Annotated in this window: 18 protein-coding genes; 14 read left to right on the top strand and 4 right to left on the bottom strand. The window is 43.7% G+C overall.

Annotated elements, in window-relative coordinates:
• Positions 1 to 16: 16 nt before the first annotated feature.
• The gene (locus H0Z23_RS06060) at positions 17 to 823 is read left to right on the top strand and encodes a Cof-type HAD-IIB family hydrolase (protein WP_296868245.1); all 807 of its coding nucleotides are present in this window, start codon (positions 17 to 19) and stop codon (positions 821 to 823) included.
• Positions 824 to 851: 28 nt separating this feature from the next.
• Here the strand turns inward: H0Z23_RS06060 and H0Z23_RS06055 are convergent, their stop codons facing one another.
• Positions 852 to 2009 (bottom strand): aminotransferase class V-fold PLP-dependent enzyme, encoded by a 1158-nt coding sequence (locus H0Z23_RS06055; protein WP_296868244.1) that lies wholly within the window; start codon positions 2007 to 2009, stop codon positions 852 to 854.
• A 144-nt stretch (positions 2010 to 2153) separates the two neighbouring features.
• Between H0Z23_RS06055 and H0Z23_RS06050 the strand changes: the two genes are divergently transcribed.
• The gene (locus H0Z23_RS06050) at positions 2154 to 3509 is read left to right on the top strand and encodes a 4Fe-4S binding protein (protein WP_296868243.1); all 1356 of its coding nucleotides are present in this window, start codon (positions 2154 to 2156) and stop codon (positions 3507 to 3509) included.
• Between the two features lie 23 nt (positions 3510 to 3532).
• Here the strand turns inward: H0Z23_RS06050 and H0Z23_RS06045 are convergent, their stop codons facing one another.
• The gene (locus tag H0Z23_RS06045) at positions 3533 to 4669 is read right to left on the bottom strand and encodes a glycosyltransferase (protein WP_296868242.1); all 1137 of its coding nucleotides are present in this window, start codon (positions 4667 to 4669) and stop codon (positions 3533 to 3535) included.
• A gap of 19 nt (positions 4670 to 4688) precedes the next feature.
• Positions 4689 to 5696: a DHH family phosphoesterase gene (locus H0Z23_RS06040; RefSeq protein WP_296868241.1), complete on the bottom strand. Its 1008-nt coding sequence runs from the start codon at positions 5694 to 5696 to the stop codon at positions 4689 to 4691.
• A 330-nt stretch (positions 5697 to 6026) separates the two neighbouring features.
• Between H0Z23_RS06040 and dnaA the strand changes: the two genes are divergently transcribed.
• The 8 genes from dnaA to H0Z23_RS06000 all read left to right on the top strand — a co-directional run bounded on the left by dnaA (position 6027) and on the right by H0Z23_RS06000 (position 15598).
• Positions 6027 to 7352 (top strand): chromosomal replication initiator protein DnaA, encoded by a 1326-nt coding sequence (gene dnaA, locus H0Z23_RS06035; protein ID WP_296868240.1) that lies wholly within the window; start codon positions 6027 to 6029, stop codon positions 7350 to 7352.
• Positions 7353 to 7578: 226 nt separating this feature from the next.
• Positions 7579 to 8715 (top strand): DNA polymerase III subunit beta, encoded by a 1137-nt coding sequence (gene dnaN / locus H0Z23_RS06030; RefSeq protein ID WP_296868239.1) that lies wholly within the window; start codon positions 7579 to 7581, stop codon positions 8713 to 8715.
• A gap of 4 nt (positions 8716 to 8719) precedes the next feature.
• Complete coding sequence (gene recF / locus H0Z23_RS06025; RefSeq protein WP_296868238.1) at positions 8720 to 9781, top strand: DNA replication/repair protein RecF; 1062 nt, start codon at positions 8720 to 8722, stop codon at positions 9779 to 9781.
• A 25-nt stretch (positions 9782 to 9806) separates the two neighbouring features.
• The gene (gene mnmG, locus H0Z23_RS06020) at positions 9807 to 11702 is read left to right on the top strand and encodes a tRNA uridine-5-carboxymethylaminomethyl(34) synthesis enzyme MnmG (protein WP_296868237.1); all 1896 of its coding nucleotides are present in this window, start codon (positions 9807 to 9809) and stop codon (positions 11700 to 11702) included.
• The gene (locus H0Z23_RS06015; RefSeq protein ID WP_296868236.1) at positions 11692 to 12189 is read left to right on the top strand and encodes a DUF721 domain-containing protein; all 498 of its coding nucleotides are present in this window, start codon (positions 11692 to 11694) and stop codon (positions 12187 to 12189) included. Before mnmG ends, H0Z23_RS06015 begins: the two co-directional genes overlap by 11 nt.
• 24 nt (positions 12190 to 12213) lie before the next feature.
• Positions 12214 to 12993 carry a hypothetical protein gene (locus tag H0Z23_RS06010; RefSeq protein ID WP_296868235.1) on the top strand — a complete coding sequence of 260 codons (780 nt, stop codon included), beginning with the start codon at positions 12214 to 12216 and terminating at the stop codon, positions 12991 to 12993.
• A gap of 217 nt (positions 12994 to 13210) precedes the next feature.
• Positions 13211 to 13888 carry an FCD domain-containing protein gene (locus tag H0Z23_RS06005; RefSeq protein WP_296868234.1) on the top strand — a complete coding sequence of 226 codons (678 nt, stop codon included), beginning with the start codon at positions 13211 to 13213 and terminating at the stop codon, positions 13886 to 13888.
• 57 nt (positions 13889 to 13945) lie between these two features.
• Positions 13946 to 15598 (top strand): Na+/H+ antiporter NhaC family protein, encoded by a 1653-nt coding sequence (locus H0Z23_RS06000; protein WP_296868233.1) that lies wholly within the window; start codon positions 13946 to 13948, stop codon positions 15596 to 15598.
• Between the two features lie 26 nt (positions 15599 to 15624).
• Here the strand turns inward: H0Z23_RS06000 and H0Z23_RS05995 are convergent, their stop codons facing one another.
• Positions 15625 to 16647 (bottom strand): TrkA family potassium uptake protein, encoded by a 1023-nt coding sequence (locus tag H0Z23_RS05995; protein WP_296868232.1) that lies wholly within the window; start codon positions 16645 to 16647, stop codon positions 15625 to 15627.
• Positions 16648 to 16731: 84 nt separating this feature from the next.
• Between H0Z23_RS05995 and xth the strand changes: the two genes are divergently transcribed.
• From xth to H0Z23_RS05975, 4 genes are all read left to right on the top strand, one after another.
• Positions 16732 to 17517, top strand: a complete 786-nt coding sequence (xth, locus tag H0Z23_RS05990; RefSeq protein WP_296868231.1) for an exodeoxyribonuclease III — start codon at positions 16732 to 16734, stop codon at positions 17515 to 17517.
• Positions 17518 to 17998: 481 nt separating this feature from the next.
• A complete protein-coding gene (gene tdt / locus H0Z23_RS05985; RefSeq protein WP_296868229.1) occupies positions 17999 to 19042 on the top strand; it encodes a tellurite-resistance/dicarboxylate transporter in 1044 nt (347 codons plus the stop codon).
• Positions 19043 to 19248: 206 nt separating this feature from the next.
• On the top strand, positions 19249 to 19737 hold the full coding sequence (locus H0Z23_RS05980; RefSeq protein WP_296868228.1) for a permease: 489 nt from the start codon (positions 19249 to 19251) through the stop codon (positions 19735 to 19737).
• Positions 19737 to 20249: a permease gene (locus H0Z23_RS05975; RefSeq protein ID WP_296868226.1), complete on the top strand. Its 513-nt coding sequence runs from the start codon at positions 19737 to 19739 to the stop codon at positions 20247 to 20249. Before H0Z23_RS05980 ends, H0Z23_RS05975 begins: the two co-directional genes overlap by 1 nt.
• The last annotated feature ends 16 nt before the right edge of the window (positions 20250 to 20265 follow it).

Raw genomic sequence — 20265 nt, 5'->3', positions numbered from 1 at the left:
ACAGGGAGGGTAAAGGATGACTTTCAAATTAATAGTTTTGGATCTTGATGGAACGCTGTTGCAGCCAGACAACACTATATCTTCTAAAACTCAAGAGGCTATAAAAGAGTGCATCAAAAAGGAAGTTTGTGTAACTATCGCAACCGGAAGGCTTTTCCCTTCTGTCTTGCCTTTTGCGAAGGAGCTAAACCTGAAAGACCCCCTCATAACGGCAAACGGTGCAGATATAAGAAACCCAAAGACCAACGAACAATTATTCTTCAGGCCCATAGACTCAAATACGGCAAAAGAATTAATGGCTTTTTTCAGGGACAAAGGGTGGTATATCCAATCATATGTGGGAGACAACCTTTACGTGTACGAAAGAAACAAGGCAGCCCTAGAATACGGAGCCCTTACTTTTCTGGAACCTATAGAGCTGAAAGATAAGCTCTTTACCTTAAATGAAAGCCCTACCAAGCTTTTATCTATCGCAGAAAGCCCAGAGGAAGCCATACTCATACGTAAAGCAGTCCAGGAAAGATTTGGCAAAAGAATTTACGCTGCGGTCAGCAACCAGCTATTCGTGGACATGGCTCACCCTACTGTCAGCAAAGCCAAGGGAGTAAAAATCTTGATGGATAAGATGAACATTACCAGCAAGGAAATGATGGCCATTGGGGATTCGGAGAACGACCTTCCCCTTTTTGGGATGGCAGGCTTCTCGGTGGCCATGGGAAACGCTAGAAAAGAAATCCAGGACCGCGCAGATGCTGTAACCTCGCCTAACTACGAAGATGGAGTAGCGGCGGCCCTGGAAAGGTTCGTGCTTCAAGGCCTTTAAAGCACCCTCCGGGGCTTATATTAAGCCCTCAAACTAAAGCTTTTAGGGCCTCTATAACCTTGGATATTTCTTCCTCCGTGTTGAAATATCCCACGCTCAGCCTCAAGGCTCCCTGGGGGAAACTTCCTAAAGTTTCGTGTGCCACTGGAGCGCAGTGTAAGCCTGGGCGAGTCTCTATGCCGTACTCGTCAGAAAGCCTAAGGGCCAGGGTAGCGTTGTCTCCACCTGGAGGGTTGACGGCGAAGACGGCAAGACGCCCTTGCATCGTCTTTTTGCCGTAGAGGGTAAGGCCCTTGATGTCCAAAATTGCCTCCAGAAGGGTTTTTCCAAGGTTTTCTTCCTTCTTTCGGATGTTTTCCAATCCTGTTTTGGTTATCCATTCAAGGGCCGCCAGAAGTCCCGCTATTCCAGGCAAGTTAGGAGTTCCGGCCTCGAACTTGTCAGGCAAGCTTTCTGGTTGCACTTGAAGGTGAGAGACACTGCCAGTTCCTCCCTCCACGAAGGGCTTCACTTCCTCCGCAAAGGAAGGCTCCCATACTATGCCCCCTGTACCTTGGGGACCCATGAGGCCTTTGTGCCCAGTAAAGCATAAGGCAGCGAGCCCCAGCTCCCTTGCAGATATGTCCAATACCCCCGCAGTCTGGGCGCTATCCAGGACCAATGGGACTTCGTACAGCCTACAAAGCCTAGATATCTCTTCAATTGGCTGAATGGTGCCGCAGACGTTGCTGCAGTGGCTCATAACCGCCAGGTCTTGGCCTTCTTTCAGGGCTTTTTCGAAGCGTTCCAAGTCCAAGATCCCGTCAGGAAAGCATGGCACGACGGTAACCTTAACACCTCCCTCCGACTCCAACCTCCTGAGGGGGCGCATTACGGCGTTGTGCTCCATGGACGTGGTAACGACTCTGCTGGAAGGTCCTAAAAAGCCCTTCAAAACCACATTTAAGGCCTCAGTAACGTTGGATGTGAAGGTAACATACCTTGGGTCCTCGTCCCTGTAGCCACCAAAGAAGGCAGCCAGCTTTTCTCTGGTTGTCATGACCAAATCCAGGGTATCTAGATCTCTAGAGCTAGACGACCCTCTTGCCAGGTTGGCCCCGGAACATGTCATGAACTGGTACATGGCTTTCGGCACCTCTTCAGGCTTTGGCCACGACGTAGCAGCGTTGTTCATGTATATACTCATCTTCGTTCACCTCCTTCCCCAGCATTTATAAGGCAATTTTAACACTGTTTCTGCTGAAAGACCTTTTATTTACGTATATAATTATTACCAGACGGGGTTTTTCTTTTTATTTTTTTGTTTATCTAAAGACAGGGGGAGTGGACCGTGAAAAATTCGAGGCTTTTGAGGTTTTCCATTCAGGGAGCTTTTTTGGCCCTTCTTTCCTGGATAGGCTATAGGCACCAGGTCGTAGGGGGAGGTCCTTCCGGTGTCCCTCCGGTGGATGCTTTTTGCCCCTTTGGAGGGTTAGAAGGGCTTTTTCAATTTCTAACGTCAGGAGTGTGGCTGAGAAGGCTCGCTCCAAGCTCTTTAATTCTCCTTTTGCTCCTTGTAGGTATCACTCTAGTGTTCGGCAGGGTCTTCTGTGGTTGGATTTGTCCCCTCGGTACATTGGGGGAGTGGAGTGCCTCTTTAGGCAGAAAAATGAATATAAAGCCAAGAAAACTTCCTACAAGCATAGATAGCCCCTTGCGATACCTTAAATACGTGATTTTGGCGGCCATAATTGCGGGAACTTGGAAGTTGGGCACCCTTGTATGGAGAGACTACGACCCTTGGGTCGCGTGGATGCATCTTTCTGTATTCTTCAAGGACTTTCCAGAAAAGCCTGGTGGTTTTCTTGTGCTTTTCCTGTTGGTCATAGGAGCTAGCTTTTTCATAGAAAGGTTCTGGTGCAGGTATCTATGCCCCCTGGGCGCTTTTTTGGCAATACTTCAAAAGTTCTCTTTAACCAAAATAACCCGTGTAGAGCAAAGTTGCGTTCATTGTCACAACTGCAGCAGAACTTGCCCCGTGGAGCTTGACCCTGAGAGCGTCGAAGTAGAAAGAAGCGCAGAATGTATAGCCTGCGGCAGATGTGTCGAAAGCTGTCCTGTGGGGAATACCCTGTTTTTCAGGATGATGAAGAAGAAACTCCCTGTCGCCTTTGTAGGTTTAGCTGCAGTTCTTTTGCTTTTTGGAGGCATAGCCTTTAGTCGCATTACAGGCCTCTGGCAGCCCTTTGCGCCTCCTTCTCATTCCCTCTCAGGCCCTGCTGCCGTAGATTCCTTGTACGGATGGATGACCATAACCCAAATGGCCGAGGTCCTTCATGTAAGCCCAAAGGACCTTTTACAGCTCGGGGGCTTGGATGAATCCACCCCCCTTGATGTTAGGGTCAAAGACATCCCCGGCGTAAACGATGAAGAGCTCAAAGAGCGCATCAGGGAGGCCCTATCTGCTAAGGAAACCTCGAAAAAAACTTCCTACGTGCCTCCTTCTCCGGAGGAAATAAGGGGGAGCATGACCATGAGGCAGGTAGAGGAAACCTACAAGATCCGCGGAGAGGAGGCCTTTATCCTGGCTGGATGGCCAGAAAACCTGGATAAGGACACACCCTTGAAGGACCTTGCAGGGGATCTTGGCAAGGAGGTCAGCCAGATACGGGACGCAGTAAAGAAACTGTTGGAGAAAAAACAATAAAAAGTGTTAGTAGCTATTGACTTTTACTGACTTTTTTCTTTGTGCCTTTGTGCTATCTCTATAGTTTTGAGCGCTATATCCCGTCCTGCAAAGGGGCGGGCTATTTTTTTTGCTGATTCAGAGAGCCTTTTGCTCTCTTCTGGAGATGAAAGTATAAAGTTAGCTTTTGAGGCGGCCCTACGGTACTCGAACAGGGCTCTTGCTGCCTGCCTGTCCAGCAGGTAGTCGCTATTTCGCTGCTCTTGGCCTGGGATTGGATCTGTCAAAATTATAGGTTTTCCCATACACAGCAGCTCAGAGGTAGAGAGGCCTCCTGGTTTCATGAATACCAGGTCAGTTGAGGCATAATAATCTATGATGCCATCGACGAATCCTTTTATGGATACCCTGTCTACTTTTTCCCACTGTTCCATGAGCTTAAGATGCAGTTTTTCGTTGTTACCGCATATTACGGTTATCAGGGCATCTGTATCCTTATATAGGGACACTAAGACTTCCTCTATGGGGCCTACACCTATCCCTCCACCCATAACAAGAATGTGCTGCAAGGAAGGGTCTATTCCTAATCTTGCCCGGGCTTCATCTTGCCTTGGGGGGTTCGAATAGGCTGGATCAACTGGTATACCTGTCAAGTATATCTGCTCTGGATTTAGCCCATCAGCAAGGTATTGTTCAATTGTCTCCTCTGAAGCCGCGAACCATGCATAAAAGGCAGGGTTCCGGTGAAAGACGTGGCTTAGGAAATCGGTATTTACGTAACACACAGGAATCTCCTTGCCAAATTTATCAAGGACAACTTGGGAACCGAAAAAGTGAGTAAACAAAACGGCATGGGGATTAAATTTTTCCAGTTCGTCCAAAAGTTTCAAGGTATTTACTTTTTCTGTTAGTTCGGCAAGAGTTGCAAGCACACCTTCTCTTGCAGAAGGGTTATCCATGGTGTCGTAAAAATATCCCCAAAGCTGGGGCATCTTCCGGACAAGCTCCAAATACGACCTGGTGTATATGCCTCTTACTATGGGAGAGTAAAAGGAAAGGGTATCTAAACACAAAACTTCAATATCCGGAGATACCAGATTAAACCATTTAGAAAGGGCTTTTGCCGCCGTTTTATGCCCTGTTCCAACTGATGCGTATAATATGGCTATTCTCTTCTTCATGTACATTCCCTCTTTCAATCTAGTCTTTTATGCTTTTCAAAAGATCCCCTAGGGTAGGCCCGGCATTTTGCTCTTGTTCTTTAACAGCCTTAATGGCCGATAGCAGGGAGTCTTTTATAAGCTCCTCGCTGTAACTGGCAGGAAAGTAAAGTGCCGCAGCGTCTGCATGCCCTCCACCTTTTACCTTCCTGCCATCTTTCAGTAGCCCCACTACGCGTCCAGCAAAGGCATTTCTGCTCCTCAAGGAGACGCTCCAATCTCCCTGGGGGCGCTTATTGACAACGGCCACCAAAAGGGGAGGGTCTTCCATTCTATCCAGAACAAGGCCGCAAAAATCAGACACATCCCCAAATTCCAAGAGGTTTGGCCTTACAAGCATAAGATCTTTTTCTGGCACCAAGATGCTGTCTAAGGCCTTCTTGAAGCGTTTTTCCTGTTTCTTCACGAATTGTGTGGTTGCCTTATACTCCCAGCTGGTCAATCTGGGGTTAGGGTCAACCGCCAATCTGGCAAAGAGGCTGTAAGGCCCACACATTGTTATGTACGCTTGCCACAGGCGGCTTTCAGGAATAAGGCCTATCCACAGGTCTCTGTCGTTGGCAATCTCAACCAAAGTGGCCAAACTAGATTTTTTCTCTTTGTCATCCTTGAAGAAACCTTTTTCTACCAACCATTGAAAGTAAACTTTAGCAGCACAAGAAGAAGTATCCACCAAGGCCCACGGCCTATTCGGATATCTTTCTGCGGTTGTCTTGTGATGATCAAAGAATATGGGCTCCAAAGAAGAGTCAAATTCTTTATCAAGGATATCTACTGTCTGAGCACGTTGGCAAAAAAGATCAAGCACTACAAAGTTTTCTTTCTTTTTTATACTTTCCAACACTATATTATCCACATCACCATAACCTGTAAGGCTTACTTTTACTACAGAATCTCTTTTATTAAAATTAGCATGCCACGCAACGGTGGCAGCTACCACGCCATCTAGGTCTGTGTGGCTTATTATGTGGAAAAGATTTCCATCCAAAGTATCTCCCTCCAGGATAAGTTTTCTTTACATTTAAATGATACACCAAATTCAAAGTAAGGAAATAAACACGTTTTTCCACATATGTGGAAAAATTGTGGATTTCTCATAGAACCACTTAAAATCTTTTAGGTCAATTTTAGTCATTTCTACATGCCGATAAGACATATCGAAAAAAGCCCTACTTGTAAGGATTTTTTTTCCACATATGTTATGCGCATTTCTGTGAATATGTGGATAATTTTTGTGGATTATTTGTGGTAAAATTATTCATGCTCTCCGTGGAAAAGTTTAATCTTCGTATTTTTACAGGTTATCTGGGAGGTTTTTATGAAAGATTTTCTAGAACAGACATGGAATACTCTTTTGGAGGAAGGAAAAGAGAAACTTCCAAAGGGTGCTACAGATATTTGGCTCAAAACCTGCCTTCCAATATCGTTGGAGGATGGGGTTTTGGTGTTAGATGTTCCCAACGTCTTCGTAAAAGAGCAAATACAAAACAGGTTCCTCGAAAAGCTAGAAAACTTGGCAGCAGAAATGAACGTTGCCACCAAAGTAGCCCTTCAGGTAGGTAAAGGTGCCCCGAAAGAAGAGATAAAGCGGGCAGAGAAGGTTACTAATCGCCCTGCACCTCCTCCAGGAAGCGGCCTTAACCCTGACTATCAATTTGATTCTTTCGTCATAGGAAAATCTAACAGGCTAGCTCATGCTGCAAGCCTTGCCGTTGCAGAATCTCCAGGCGTGGCATATAACCCCCTTTTTATATGGGGCGGAGTGGGCCTTGGAAAGACGCACCTCATGCACTCCATAGGAAACTACGTGCTGAAAAAGATGGAGGGTGCCAGGGTAGCTTACGTAAGCTCTGAAAAGTTCATAAACGAGTTCATTCTTTCTATCCAAAACAACAAGACTCACGAATTCAAGCAGAAGTACAGAAGTGTAGATGTACTTCTCATAGACGACATACATTTTTTGGCCAACAAAGAGAGCACTCAAGAAGAATTTTTCCACACCTTCAACAGCCTTCACGACGCAAAAAAGCAGATAGTTATAAGCTCAGATAAGCCTCCTAAGGATATTCACCATATAGAGGAGCGATTAGTAAGCCGCTTCGAGTGGGGCTTGGTGACGGACATACAGCCTCCAGACCTTGAAACCAGAATAGCTATCCTAAAAAAGAAAGCGGAGCTCAAAAACTACAAAGTTCCAGAAGATGTCATATTCTTTTTAGCTCAGAATATTCCAAGCAACATAAGGGAGCTTGAAGGTTCTCTTAACAGTGTCATGTTCTTCTCCGACTTAAATAATGAGCCATTGACCGTGGAAAACGCAGCAAAGTGGCTAAAAGATGTAATAAGAAACTCAAACAAGGGACCTGCAAGTATAGAGGTAATACAGCAGTTGACGGCAGAGACCTTTGGCATCCCTATAAGTGCCCTTACCAGCAGCAAGAGAACCTCAGAGATAGCTTTGGCAAGGCAAGTAGCCATGTATCTGAGCAGAGAGTATACCGATTCTAGCCTTCAACACATTGGGTATGCCTTTAACAGAAAGGACCATACTACCGTTATCCATGCAGTCAAGAAAATAGAGGAAGCTTATAAGAAAGACACGAGGATTAGACAGATTGTGGATAGTATAAAGGAAAAGCTGTAGATAAGGTGTTTTTTTGTGGAAAAATAGACACCTAAAAAAGAGTATTATTTTAAGATGTTCATTTTGTGGAAAACTTCCCACAACATAAAACTTATTTTTCCACATGCTTTTTCTTTGCTATTACTCTTTTTTTTGTGTTTTCCACAAAAAACACATACTTGCTACTAGACCTACTAAGTTTTTCAATATATAAAACATATAGAAAGAGAGAAGGGAGTGAAAAAAAATGAAGCTCCTAGTAAATAAGGCCTCCTTTGTAAAAAGCTGGCTACTCGCAGAACGAAGTACCGGGAGCAGAAGTGCACTTACAGTACTTACAGGTGTCAAATGTACAGCAGAAGAAAATTCAGTAACCTTACAAGCCACAGATCTCAAAACCTCTGTAAGATGTGTAGCTAATGGGGTAGAAGTACAAACTCCAGGAGAAGCAGTATTCCCTGTAAAAGTTGTAGGGGAACTTTTCAAAAAAGCTCCAACCGATACTTTTGTAATAGAAGTAGATGAAGGAAAGGCAAAGATAGACTGTGGAGAAAAAAATCACTATAAATTTACTACATACCCTGTTTCTGAGTTCCCTAAACTTCCCAAGTCTGAAGAAGGAAGGCTTTTCTTCAATATAAGCGTGTCTGAGCTGAAAAGATTACTGGACGAAGGAACCTTTGCTGGCTCTCCCGGGGAAGAATTCCCACAGTACTTAAGCTCAGGGCTCTTCCAGGTAAAAGATGGCTTTGTGAGAGTAGTCTCTACCGACGGAAGAAGGCTTTCTCTCTCCCAGGCAACCCTTGAAGGAGACTTTGAGGAAAAGCAACTTCTTTTACCTCTCAACGGCTTGAAAGAATTAGCCAGGATAATATCCTCAGCAGAAGATGACACTGAAGTTACAGTCAAGGAAGACGACGCACAAGTATATTTTATAGTGGATAATATAGAATTTTCCATTAGAAGGATAGAATCCAGATTTCCTCCTTATGAAAAAATCCTTTCTCCTGAAAAGAGTACTTGGATGGAAGTTGATAGAAGTAAAATGATTGAAGCTCTTGAAAGGGCAGAGATAGTTGTTAGAGACTTTAGCAAAATGGTAATTTTGAACCTATCACCTGGAGGGAACATGACAGTGAAGGCCAGTGCTCCTGAGATAGGAGAGGCTTTGGAAGAGGTTCCGGCAGAGATAGATGGAGATCCTCTCAAAGTTGCCTTTAACGTAAAGTTCTTGTTGGACGGCATGAGAGCGCTGCACGGAAATATAGCCCACATGACTTTCAATGGCCCTAATGGACAAATGCTTCTATCTAAGCCGGGAGAAGAAAGTTTTCTTTATGTTCTGATGCCTATAACGCTTCCGCCGGAAGGAGAAAATCTCTGAGGAAATGATTTTAAGGAGATTGAAAATAAAAGGTTATAGAAACTTGAAGCCCCATAGCCTCGAGATGGCAGAGGGGCTTCACCTGCTTTTTGGGGAAAACGGAGCTGGAAAGACTAATTTTTTAGAAAGCATAAATATCTTAATGGGATGGGGACCCTTCAGAAGCAAAGGGATCGGAGATATTCCATGCTGGAATAAGGAAAAAGAAAAAGCTTTTGTATGGGGGGCCTTTGAAGGTGAGGAATCTTTGGAAGCAGCTGTAGGGATATTTAAGAGGACAGTATTTAAAATTGGAGGTAAGTTGAGTAATGCTTCAGAGATAAGGATGAGAGTGCCCTCACTTTCTTTTCTTCCAGGAGATATGGCCCTGGTGGAGGGAGGGCCTTCCAGGAGAAGAAGTTTTATAGATAGGCTTTGTGCTGTTTTATTTCCACTGTATGCCTCTACTATCTACGACTACAGAAAAATATTGAAACAGAAAAGGGCAGCTCTTGAAAAAAGAAGTAATATATCTTTAGTGAACAGGGCCATGGCTGAGAGGGCGATATGGATATGGTCGTGTAGGATAGCAGCGTTGGATCTTTTAAAGATTGGCCTTGCAAAGACTGGGGAGCTTCTGCCAGGCCAGGTGGAACTGTTCCTTTCGAGGGGAGGAACTTTAGGCCTTGAAGATCTAAGGGAGGATTTTTGGGAGTCTATAAAAAAATTTAAAGATAAAGAGGAAACTTATCGTATGAGTATAGTAGGGCCTCACAGGGATGAGATAAAAATAAAATCCAGTGGTAGAGGAGCTTCGGAGTTTTTCAGTAGAGGACACAGAAGAAGAACGGCTTTGGCTTTGATGCTCGCTGCGGGATGGGCCGTAGAGAGGAAAGTGAGGAAAAAACCTATATTGCTTCTTGATGAGGTAATGGCAGAGCTTGACATGGAAGGAAGGGAAATTTTAGTAAAGATGGTAGAATCCACGAAGTGGCAAACCTTTGTTACCACGGCAGAGGATTTTACTCCCTTTTGGCCTGGGCAAGTTTGGAACGTAGAAGATGGAAAAATATCACCTATGAAGTAGAAGTAATGAAAGGGTGTTAGGAAATATGATTCCGGAAGAAAATAGGTACGACGTGATAGTAGTGGGAGCAGGACATGCAGGGTGTGAAGCTGCCTTAGCTTCGGCCAGGATAGGAGTAAGGACATTACTTCTGAATTTATATCTGGACAATATGGCCTTGATGGCCTGTAATCCTTCTATAGGTGGACCAGCAAAAGGGCACCTTACAAGGGAAATAGATGCCCTTGGAGGAGAACAAGGCAAAGCAACAGACGCATCTACGTTACATATAAGGTGGCTTAACACCTCAAAGGGCCCGGCCGTGAGGGCTTTGAGGGCTCAATGCGATCTTTACGACTATCATCGCCATTACAAGAGGACCTGTGAGAAGATACCTTTATTGGACCTCAGGCAGGAAGAGGTAACGGACTTATGGGTAGAGGAGGGAGTAATAAAAGGGGTTAAGACTAACCTCGGAAACGTTTATGGGGCAAAGGCAGTAATTTTAACTACAGGTACCTACCTTGGGGGCAAGGTGCATATAGGCCTTACCAATTTTGCTTCAGGGCCCCTGGGCCAAATTCCAGCTACAAAACTAACAAATTCTTTGAGACAGGCAGGTCTTGAAGTGGGAAGGCTCAAGACCGGAACAACTCCCAGAATTCACAGGGATACAGTAGATTTTAGTGGATTGATGAGGCAAGATAGTGATAGAGAGCCTTTATGTTTTAGCTATTGGGGAGAGAAAAAAGTATATGAAGGTTATGCGTGCTATTTGACAAGGAGTAACGAGAAAACCCATGAGATAATAAGAAAAAATCTTGATAGGTCTCCTCTTTTTACCGGTGTAATAGAGGGGGTGGGGCCAAGGTATTGCCCCTCTATAGAGGACAGAGTCGTTAAATTTCCAGATAAGGACAGCCACATGGTGTTTTTAGAGCCAGTCTCTCATAGCAGCGTTGAGATATATATGCAGAACTTCACTACAAGCCTGCCGTTCGATGCCCAGGTAGAGATGGTAAGATCCCTGCCTGGCTGCGAGAAAGCTTGGATAATGAGGCCAGGCTATGCAATAGAGTATGACTACGTCCCTCCCACACAACTTTATCCATGGCTTGAGACGAAAAAAATAAAAGGATTGTTCTGTGCTGGTCAGATAAATGGAACGTCTGGTTACGAGGAAGCGGGGGCACAAGGAATAATAGCTGGAATAAACGCTGCCCTTTTAGTAAAGGGGGAAGATATGATTGTCCTGGACCGTTCTCAAGCCTATATAGGGGTTCTAATAGATGACCTGGTAACTAAAGGAACCAACGAACCCTATAGAATGCTTACAAGCAGGTGTGAATTTAGGCTTCTCCTTCGTCATGATAACGCCGATAAGAGGCTTTCTCACATTGGAAGAAAGCTTGGGCTCATAGATGATGAGAGGTGGAATGTGCTCAAAAAAAGATGGAAAGCTATAGAAGAGGAAAGAAAAAGGCTGGAAGGAACTCGCGTATATCCGTCGGATAGCGTAAATGAGATACTGAAGGAAGCAGGGTCTTCCACGCTGGATGAGCCTATTTTGGCTTCAGAACTTTTAAAGAGGCCAGAGATAACGTGGGAGACAATAGGCAAAATAATTCCACCCCATGAGGTTTTGGAGAAAGAGGTAATAGATAGGGTAACACTTGAGATAAAGTACGATGGCTACGTAAAGCGCCAGTTAAAGCAAGTTGAAAGAATGAAAAATATGGAGAAAGTTAGGATACCTGAGGACATAGATTACGACGAGATACCAGGGCTTCTCAACGAAAGCAAGCAGAAATTGAAGAAGATAAAACCGCAAAATCTTGCCCAGGCGGGCAGGGTTTCTGGTGTAACGCCTGCGGACATACAAATACTTTGGATAGAGATTGAAAAAAGAAGGAGACAAAGAAAGGAAAAAGATGGTGCATAGGAGGTTTCCTAGAAAGTCATCGATTAGAAGGGCAAATAGTATATTGGAAGGGGCAATAGGCTCATCTTTGAAGAAGGGAATATTCATGGCTGAGGTTACCCTCAAATGGAAGAATGTAGTGGGCCAAAAGATGGCCAATTACACCATGCCCTTTTCCTTCGAGGAAGGTGTTCTTCATGTTAGTGCCTCAAGCCCCGGCGCAGCCCACCAGATAAACATGATGGGAGGGCGTATTGCCAGTAAGATAGAAAAGCTGTGGGGAGTGGAGATAAAATCTGTTAAGGCCAGGGTAGGGAAAGTAAGAAAGATTTCGTCTTATAGGCCAAGGAGGCATTCAGCGCCTATTGAGGTTCCACAGAAAGTTCTTGAGGAAAAAAGAAAAATGTTTGCGGGTAAAATAGGCCGTAAGGATGCGGAGGAAGCTCTCTCAAGGCTTTCTGCCATATACGAGATTCGCTTTGGAAAAAAAGAGAAAAGTAATAGTTAGCCTCCCTTAGAAGGGGGAATTTTAGTGAAAATAAAGTTTTTTGTACTGCCTTTAGTTATTGTATTTTCGGTTTCTTTTTTAGGCTTAGCGTATGGGGAACAAAAAAAGTCCTACGATGATCTGTTGGCCATATACCAGGCCAGGGAAAAAGCTTATATGGCAAGAAAAGAATTGGAACATAATCTGCTTTCCATATCTGAAAAGAAAGAGCCCTTGGAGCTTTGGCTTTCCTTGCAGGATGAAAGGCTTTCCGACATGCAAAGGGCGGCAAATGGCTTGCTTCTCATTGAAAAGGTATTTCCTGAAGGAGACCCCACAAGATGGAGCGATGTAAAGGGCTTTTTCATGCCTAAGATGGTTCCCAGGTCCCTCGTTGCCTTAGATGGGGTGTTTTACACCGTTATTGCCCTATTGAACTTGGATAAAGAGCCTTGCTCCTGGTTCGCATGTTTTCTCATGGAAGAGCTAAAAAATTCAAAGGGGGCTGCTTCATTGGCAATGAGGAATGCTCCAGCCGAGTATGAAAAAATAACGGCAAAAATTTCCGAAAGGACAGGATATGCCCCTGTGGGTGGGTGGCCTGGAGGCAAGATAGTAGGAGAGTTGCCTTTTGCTCATCCCGTTAGAGGTTATATTACACCTGAGAGAGCCATGTTTAAGGATATGGTCTTCCTCAATGCCAGCGGAGTAAAGACCTCAAGTCAGGGCCCTTATGCGTGGGATAGGAAAAGAGGAAAAATTTATAACGTAATTTTATTAGAAGAAGAGGAACTTTTGCCTTTCTGGATCAAGATACAAAGGTAGTGAAAATGCCCTTCCAGAAGTTTCCTGAAATTTTTCTTTAAACAGCGTTCAGTAAGAAAAAAGTTTTAGAGAGCCAATTAACGTTAACAATTCATAAAGATATATTCTTCAAAGTTTATAAGCCTGGGTAATTGACAGGATGATATAAAGGTAATAGGATGATTTTGGTTGTCGCTCATCATTGATGATTAGCGATATTAAGGTGGGGGATTCCTGCATGAAGGAAAAGGGAAATGATGCTTATCAAGAAAAAATAGTTCTTTCTTTGCTTGACAGGTCTAGTGGCCCGGTAGGGGCTGGAACGGTCAAGGAGGAGCTTAGAAGTTTCGGTTACGAGCTAAGCGAGGCTACAGTTGGGAGGTTTTTGCGAGAGCTGGATAAAAGGGGGCTTACATGTCGAGTAGGCTTTCAGGGACGGCGCCTTACGGAGTTGGGGCAGAGGCGCCTTAGTGAGCTTGAGGAGGTAAGCAGGTTTGATAGCTCTTACAAGGCGCTGTTGGAGAAGATAGCAGCATCTGAAGCTTTAGCCTTCCAGGATTTTTTGGAAGCGAGGATCGCGATAGAGATCGCAGTTGTGCGCCTTGCTGCGGTGAAGCGTACAACTAGTGACCTTCATGTGCTTGCTCAAAAAGTTGAGGAGCTGAAGGTACAAGAGACCTATGAAGGGATAAAGGTAGTGTTACATGATTTTCATAGGGCCTTAATTAAGGCATCAGGTAATGCGGTTCTTGAGGCAGTGATGGAACTTTTATTTCAAAAGGAGGTGCCTGTAGGGGGAAACCCAGAAGAAATTGCTGGAGCATACATGGTGCTTTTTGACTCGATAGAGGCGAAGGACCCTCAAAAAGCAGAAGAAGCCTTGTTCAAGTGTTTTCAATATGTGTTAGCTTCTTAATTGAATAAGAAAAGAATAAGAGTTGAAAATAAAAATGTAAATCAAGGAGGGAAGGGAATGAAAAAGATGAAGTTTTCAAGGCGAGGGTTGTTTTTGTTCATAGTTTTAGCGGGAGTGTTGTTTTTTTCTGGAGTAGCCTTGGCCGCAGAGGAGGGAAAGGTAGATTTTGGTGCATTGTCCCTTTTGCCACCTGTTATAGCCATAACGTTGTGCATAGTAACCAGGGAAGTTATTCCGTCGCTTTTTATAGGAATATGGGTGGCCGGAACCATGCTTGTAGGATGGAACCCTATAACGGGCTTTGGCAAAGCTGTCGAATCGCTTTGGAACAACCTAGGAGATCCTTGGTCGGCTAGGATAGTTCTGACAAGCCTTACCATGGGTGGCCTTGTGGGGATAATGAAGATAGGCGGGGGGATTGATGCTGTAGTAGGATGGATTACTTCCAAGATAAGAAGTCCCAAAAGCGCCCAGATTTTCACCATGCTGGCAGGGTTCATAATTTTCTTTGAAGATTACGTGAATACCTTGGTGGTTGGAACAACCATGACTCCTATAACGGACAGGTATAAAATTTCCAAGGAAAAGCTTTCGTACCTTGTGGACTCGACAGCGGCTCCTGTAGCCTGTATTGCAGGCATATCCTCATGGATAGCTTACATGGTAGGCCAGATAGGAACCCAGTTCAATGACCTGGGCATAGGATTTTCTCCTTACCTTGCGTATCTTAAGTCCATTCCCTTCGTCCTCTATAACATATTGGCTTTGGTATTGATGGCCATAGTGGTTTTTTCTGGCAGGGATTTTGGGCCAATGCTCAAGGCGGAAAGAAGGGCAAGAAAGACAGGGAAAGTCCTAAGAGATGGGGCTCAGCCGCTGATAAACCCAAATCAGGTGCAAGAGGGACCGGCCCCGGAAACCCCAAGGAGGGTAATAAATTTTGTTTTGCCTTTAGCTACCTTAGTTGGTTTGATTTTCACCCTCCTTCTTATAACTGGAGGTTGGCCTGGAGTAGGGGTTGCTGAAGCAATAGGAGAAGGCAGCAGTTCAAAGGCCCTGGTTTGGGGTGCCTTTGGCTCTGTATTTGTCACCTTGATATTCTACAGGCTGCAGGGCATTTCCACGTGGAACAAGCTGTTCAGAGGATATATGGAAGGAATGAGGTCCATATTCTATGGTACGCTGATTCTGATCTTTGCTTGGGGAATTGGCTCTGCTGTAAAGCAGGTAGGAACTGCCAAATTCATAGTTTCATTGACCCACGATGTTCTTTCCATAGGGTGGGTTCCATTGATTACGTTTGTAACAGGTGCTGTGGTGTCCTTCTGTACGGGGACTTCTTATGGAACCATGGCTGTACTGATGCCCATAGTGTTGCCTCTGGTCCATGCTATAGCATCTAGCCAAGGCATAGACCCAATGCCTTACATGTTTCCTACTATAGGGGCGGTTTTGGCGGGAGCTGTTTGGGGTGACCACTGTAGCCCCATCTCAGACACGACCATAATGTCTTCCATGTTTACCGGGTCAGACCACATGGACCACGTTACTACCCAGATCCCCTATGCCCTTTTGGCTGCTTTAGGGGCCATTTCCGGGTATATAGGCTTTGCTTTTGAATTGCCTCCTTCGGTGGATTTGGTTATAGCAATAGGAGTAATATATGTAATATTCAGGGTGATTTCTAAGCCGGTAGAATTAGAGGTATAAAAAGATTTTTGTGGGGAGAAGAACCGTTACATGTTCTTCTCCCTTTTTAGGTTGAGTTCGATTATCTCATCTTTTAATTTTGCCATCTTTGCTCTCTCTCCGAAGACGATAAGCTCATCGTTTTCTTCAAGTACTAGTTGCCCGGAGGGGTTATAAATGAGCTTGCCGTTTTGTTTTTTGATAGCTATGACTATGGCATTGTATTTGGATCTTAGAGGAGCTTCTGCAAGGGTGGTTCCTATGAGGGGGTTGTTGCCCCCCAGACGAATGGATCCGAAGTCTATGTCTATTTCTTTGGATATGTTTACTAACTCCAGGAAATCAGCCACAGAAGGCTGTACCGAAGATCTTGCTATGGCTGCAGCTCCTGCAACGACCGGACTTATTACTTTGTCAGCGCCAGCCCTGTAAAGGACTTTCGTGGACTGTGCATCGCTAGCGCGGGCTATTATCCTGATATCACTTTTAATGGATTTTGCTGTCAGTATTACGTAAACGTTATCTGAGTCGTCGGTGAGGGCTGCTATGAGTCCTTTCGCGTTCTCTATGAAGACGTTTCTCAATGCTTCTTCGTTTCTTGCGTCGCCTTGTTGTGCTATCCAGCCTTGCTCTCTTGCCCATGCAACCTTTCGTTCTGCTATTTCTAGTGCTACGAACGGGACGCCATCTCTGTGTAAATGGCGCGCAACTTCGGTTCCTATTTTCCCCAGACCGCATAGGATCCAGTGATTTTTGAGGTTTTCCATGCGTATGTTCTTCCTCCTTCCCATGACGGACAACAGTTTGTCCAAGACAAGGTACCGTGCTGCCTGAGTGAGAGCGTAGCCTGCGGTTCCTATACCCATGATTATCAGCAGTACAGTGAAAATTTTTCCTTCTTCTGTAAGTTCCGGAGGGGCGCTGTATCCAACGGTAGTCAGAGTTACTACTGCGTAGAATATTGAGTCTATCCAGTCAAGTTTGACTATGTAGTGGAATCCTAGAGAGCCTACACCGAATATAAAAAACACTGCTAAAAGCCAATTTCGGCCGTGATGAGGACCATCCAATGGAATTCTCCTTTCATTTTTCCTGACTAAAATATAAACTAAAATTTATAAGATAGCGAATCTTAAAAAGGGGTGCGATGATTAGTGATAAGAGAAATTGCGACGTTCAACGTAAATTCCGTAAGAAGCAGGCTTCATATATTGGATCGATGGTTAAATGATACCAATATAGATATTCTTTGTCTTCAAGAGACTAAAACAGAGAATTCGACTTTTCCCGAGGAGTTTTTTCGCCAGAAAGGGTACGAGGTGGTTTTTTGTGGGGAGAAATCCTACAACGGTGTGGCTGTTGCATCAAGAGAAAAGCCTATTAGCGTGTCTTTTGGCCTGGGCGATGGCTTGCTTCCCGACGGCAAAACCCGCATGGCACACTGTGCCTTTGATGGAGACCTTCACGTTATAAACCTATATGTTCCCCAAGGGAAAGCTTTAGAGCATCCTGACTATGCAATGAAACTTGAATTTTTCAACAGGCTTTTGAATTACTTGGACAGGAATTTTACTCCCAAGAGCAAGGTCATTATGGTGGGGGACTTGAATGTTGCACCCACCGATATAGATGTGACCAACCCCAGGAACAAAAAAAACCACGTATGCTTTCACGAGGAGGTCAGGAAGGCCTTTGAAGCTTTCTTAAAGTGGGGGTTTGTGGATGTCTTCAGAAAACACAGGCCCCAAGAAGGAGAATTTTCTTTTTGGGATTACAGAGTGAAAAATGCCTTGGAAAGAAACATAGGTTGGAGGATAGATCACATATTGGCAACCCCACAAGTGGCGGAAAAATCCCTTGATGCCTACGTTGTGAGAGAGATTAGAGCATGGGAAAAGCCATCAGACCATGCTCCTGTTGTGGGTAAGTTTGCACTGTAAACAAATATTATGATAAATAGATAATAAGTTATACCACATTTCCACATTAACATTGTGGATAAAGGTGCAAATTCATTGGGCAAGTATGTGTGGAGAAAAGAGGGATATGATATAGGAAGAGGGATAATCATTTTTAAAGGTTGAGAAAGTATTGTGAGAGAAATATACTTAGAGATATAATGAATTTTGTGTAAGGAGTTAGATATTTTAAATATAAGTATAGGGCGGGATGTATTACAGTTATGAAGAGATGGAAGAGATCCTACTCTAAAAGAAAACCCTGCCACTGTTGGTGGATTGGATATTAGTTTTACCTTTCCTGTTTTCTAGAGATGTTTGTTTTCTCTTGAAAACAAAGCTCATGTCTTGATGTTTTTAGCATGATATCGTAAGTATCTCAAATGCCCACAGCTTGAGAAAACTTTCTCAAGCTGTGGTGGGTTTTTTATTAATTACCTTGACAGAAAGGTGGTATTTTATAATGTTGAAAGATATTGATCATAGACATGAAATTATAAAGAATTTTACACCCTCTTGGTTTGCAAGCGTTATGGGAACAGGTATATTAGCTATGGATTCACTGTTTTTCTCTACTTATCTTCCAGTCCTTAAGGGCGTGGCATCCGCGATTTTTTATTTTAACGTGATGTTGTTCTTTGTGTTGTTGATTCCTTGGTGTTTGAGGTGGTGTTTCTTTAAGGAAAATGCCATAAAAGATATGGAAAACCCTGTAATATCAAATTTTTACGCCACTATCGCAATTGCCATGCTTGTTCTTGCAGCCAATTTTATTGTGATAGGGAAGAATGTATTCATAGGGCAGATATTTTGGTTTGTGGGAGCTTTCCTCACCATGTTTTTTGGGATATTCACGCCGTATCTCACCTTTAAGGGAGAGCACGTTAAGCTTGATCATATAAATCCGGCATGGTTTATTCCTCCGGTTGGTTTGATAGTCATCCCGATTGCCGGAAGTTTGGTCATTTCCTATCACACAGGGTGGTTAAGAGAGCTTATTGTTTTTGTAAATTATTTTGGTTGGGGAGGAGGATTTTTTGTATATCTTGCGTTGTTGGCCGTGTGCATGTATCGTTTTATTCTCCATAATCCTCTTCCCGAGAGATTAGCTCCTACCATATGGATCAATCTTGGGCCAATAGGAGCTGGAACTTTAGCGTTGGTCAATCTGATTCGCAATTCTTCTTTTGTGACGATGAAGGAACCCTTTATGGTATTCGGCTTGCTGTTTTGGGGGTTTGGCGTGTGGTGGGTACTGATGGCGATATTGATGACGCTGCATTATATAAAGAGGTTATCGTTGCCATATGCCATGTCTTGGTGGGCGTTCACGTTCCCTTTGGGAGCATATGTAGCATCATGCCATGTCGTATCAACTATATTTCACATAGCTTTGATTGATTATTTTGGATTTCTTCTGTATTGGCTCCTCGTTGCTTTATGGCTTGTGACGTTCATCAAAACAGCGATACGAGCATATCATGGCACGCTTTTTAAAACTCACTGATAAAAACCAAAGGGGGCAAGAAAATAAAAAGTCATCCTTCATGCAAGGATATAATTCTTTAATGGCGAGAGAATAGGTGCTGGTAGCTGTCGGCAAATGTGAAAGATGCTATAGTTTAAAAGATCAGGAAATTTATTCCTTTGTGAAATATTGGTAATAGCATCATAGAGCTTTTGAAAATTTATATTATTGGCGAGTGAGAAAAAATGCATTATTTGTATATCATAACGATATTTGCCATATTTGTATCGTTTATTTCGGACAGGGAAAAAACTATCAAAGCACTCAAAATAGCGTTTAAGAAGTTAGTGAAGGTATTAAAACCTTTGCTGACGATGATCATTTTTGTGTCTTTGGCTCTTACCTTTGTACCGGATAGGATCATTTATGAATATCTGGCTGACAGCAGTAATAACAAGTTTGTGGCGATGACGATAGCAGCTTTTTTGGGTTCTATAACGTTGATGCCCGGTTTTATCGCTTTTCCGCTTTCGGGAATTTTATTGAATAAGGGAGTTCCGTATATGGTGTTATCTGCTTTCACCACTACCTTGATGATGGTAGGAGTTCTTACCGCTCCTCTAGAGAAAAAGTATTTTGGAATGAAAGTCACTGTAATAAGGAATGTTATTAGCTTTGGAATAGCGATTATTGTGGCATTGGTAACCGGTGTTTTCTTTTGGGAGATATTCTGATGCGGTGGACGAACGGAGCAAAAGTAATAGGCTTGTTCGCTTATATAGCGTTCCTGATCTTTTCTTTCGTAAAAGGTTTCGACCTTGGGAAACAGGTGGGTATAAATTTTTTAACTTTCTCTGTAAGTATGGCGAAGATCCTGCCCTGTGCCTTTGTGTTGATAGGCCTTTTTGAAGTATGGGTAAAAAAAGAGACAGTAGAGAAACACTTTGGCCAGGAATCTGGAATAAGGGGATATATTTGGGCTATTTTGCTTGGGGGAACTACGGTTGGGGGCCTGTATGTATCTTTTCCTGTAGCACATTCTTTATATAACAAAGGAGCAAAGCTCAGCGTAATATTTACATATATTGGAGCTTCCGCCATTTGCAGGATTCCTATGACAATATACGAAGCGTCTTTCATGGGGATAAAGTTTACGGCTATAAGGTTTTTGGTCTCCTTGCCTCTAGTGGTTCTTTCTTCCATAGCCCTTGGAGCTTATTTGGAAAGAAGAAACTACAGGATGTGACTTGCTCAAGATGGTA

Origin of the sequence: Thermovirga sp. (genome assembly GCF_017656375.1) — a bacterium.
GTDB lineage: Bacteria > Synergistota > Synergistia > Synergistales > Thermovirgaceae > Thermovirga.
Note: the sequence above shows the minus strand (reverse complement) of the source record. Positions and strands in the feature narration are given on the sequence as shown.

What these genes read in the sequence shown, in the direction of transcription:
- dnaN (WP_296868239.1), top strand. Translation starts at nt 7,579, where the DNA reads ATGAAGCTCCTAGTAAATAAGGCCTCCTTTGTAAAAAGCTGGCTACTC.
- H0Z23_RS06005 (WP_296868234.1), top strand. Translation starts at nt 13,211, where the DNA reads ATGAAGGAAAAGGGAAATGATGCTTATCAAGAAAAAATAGTTCTTTCT.
- H0Z23_RS06000 (WP_296868233.1), top strand. Translation starts at nt 13,946, where the DNA reads ATGAAAAAGATGAAGTTTTCAAGGCGAGGGTTGTTTTTGTTCATAGTT.
- H0Z23_RS06045 (WP_296868242.1), bottom strand. Translation starts at nt 4,669, where the DNA reads ATGAAGAAGAGAATAGCCATATTATACGCATCAGTTGGAACAGGGCAT.
- H0Z23_RS05975 (WP_296868226.1), top strand. Translation starts at nt 19,737, where the DNA reads ATGCGGTGGACGAACGGAGCAAAAGTAATAGGCTTGTTCGCTTATATA.
- recF (WP_296868238.1), top strand. Translation starts at nt 8,720, where the DNA reads ATGATTTTAAGGAGATTGAAAATAAAAGGTTATAGAAACTTGAAGCCC.
- mnmG (WP_296868237.1), top strand. Translation starts at nt 9,807, where the DNA reads ATGATTCCGGAAGAAAATAGGTACGACGTGATAGTAGTGGGAGCAGGA.
- H0Z23_RS06060 (WP_296868245.1), top strand. Translation starts at nt 17, where the DNA reads ATGACTTTCAAATTAATAGTTTTGGATCTTGATGGAACGCTGTTGCAG.
- H0Z23_RS06015 (WP_296868236.1), top strand. Translation starts at nt 11,692, where the DNA reads ATGGTGCATAGGAGGTTTCCTAGAAAGTCATCGATTAGAAGGGCAAAT.
- H0Z23_RS05980 (WP_296868228.1), top strand. Translation starts at nt 19,249, where the DNA reads ATGCATTATTTGTATATCATAACGATATTTGCCATATTTGTATCGTTT.
- dnaA (WP_296868240.1), top strand. Translation starts at nt 6,027, where the DNA reads ATGAAAGATTTTCTAGAACAGACATGGAATACTCTTTTGGAGGAAGGA.
- H0Z23_RS06055 (WP_296868244.1), bottom strand. Translation starts at nt 2,009, where the DNA reads ATGAGTATATACATGAACAACGCTGCTACGTCGTGGCCAAAGCCTGAA.
- tdt (WP_296868229.1), top strand. Translation starts at nt 17,999, where the DNA reads ATGTTGAAAGATATTGATCATAGACATGAAATTATAAAGAATTTTACA.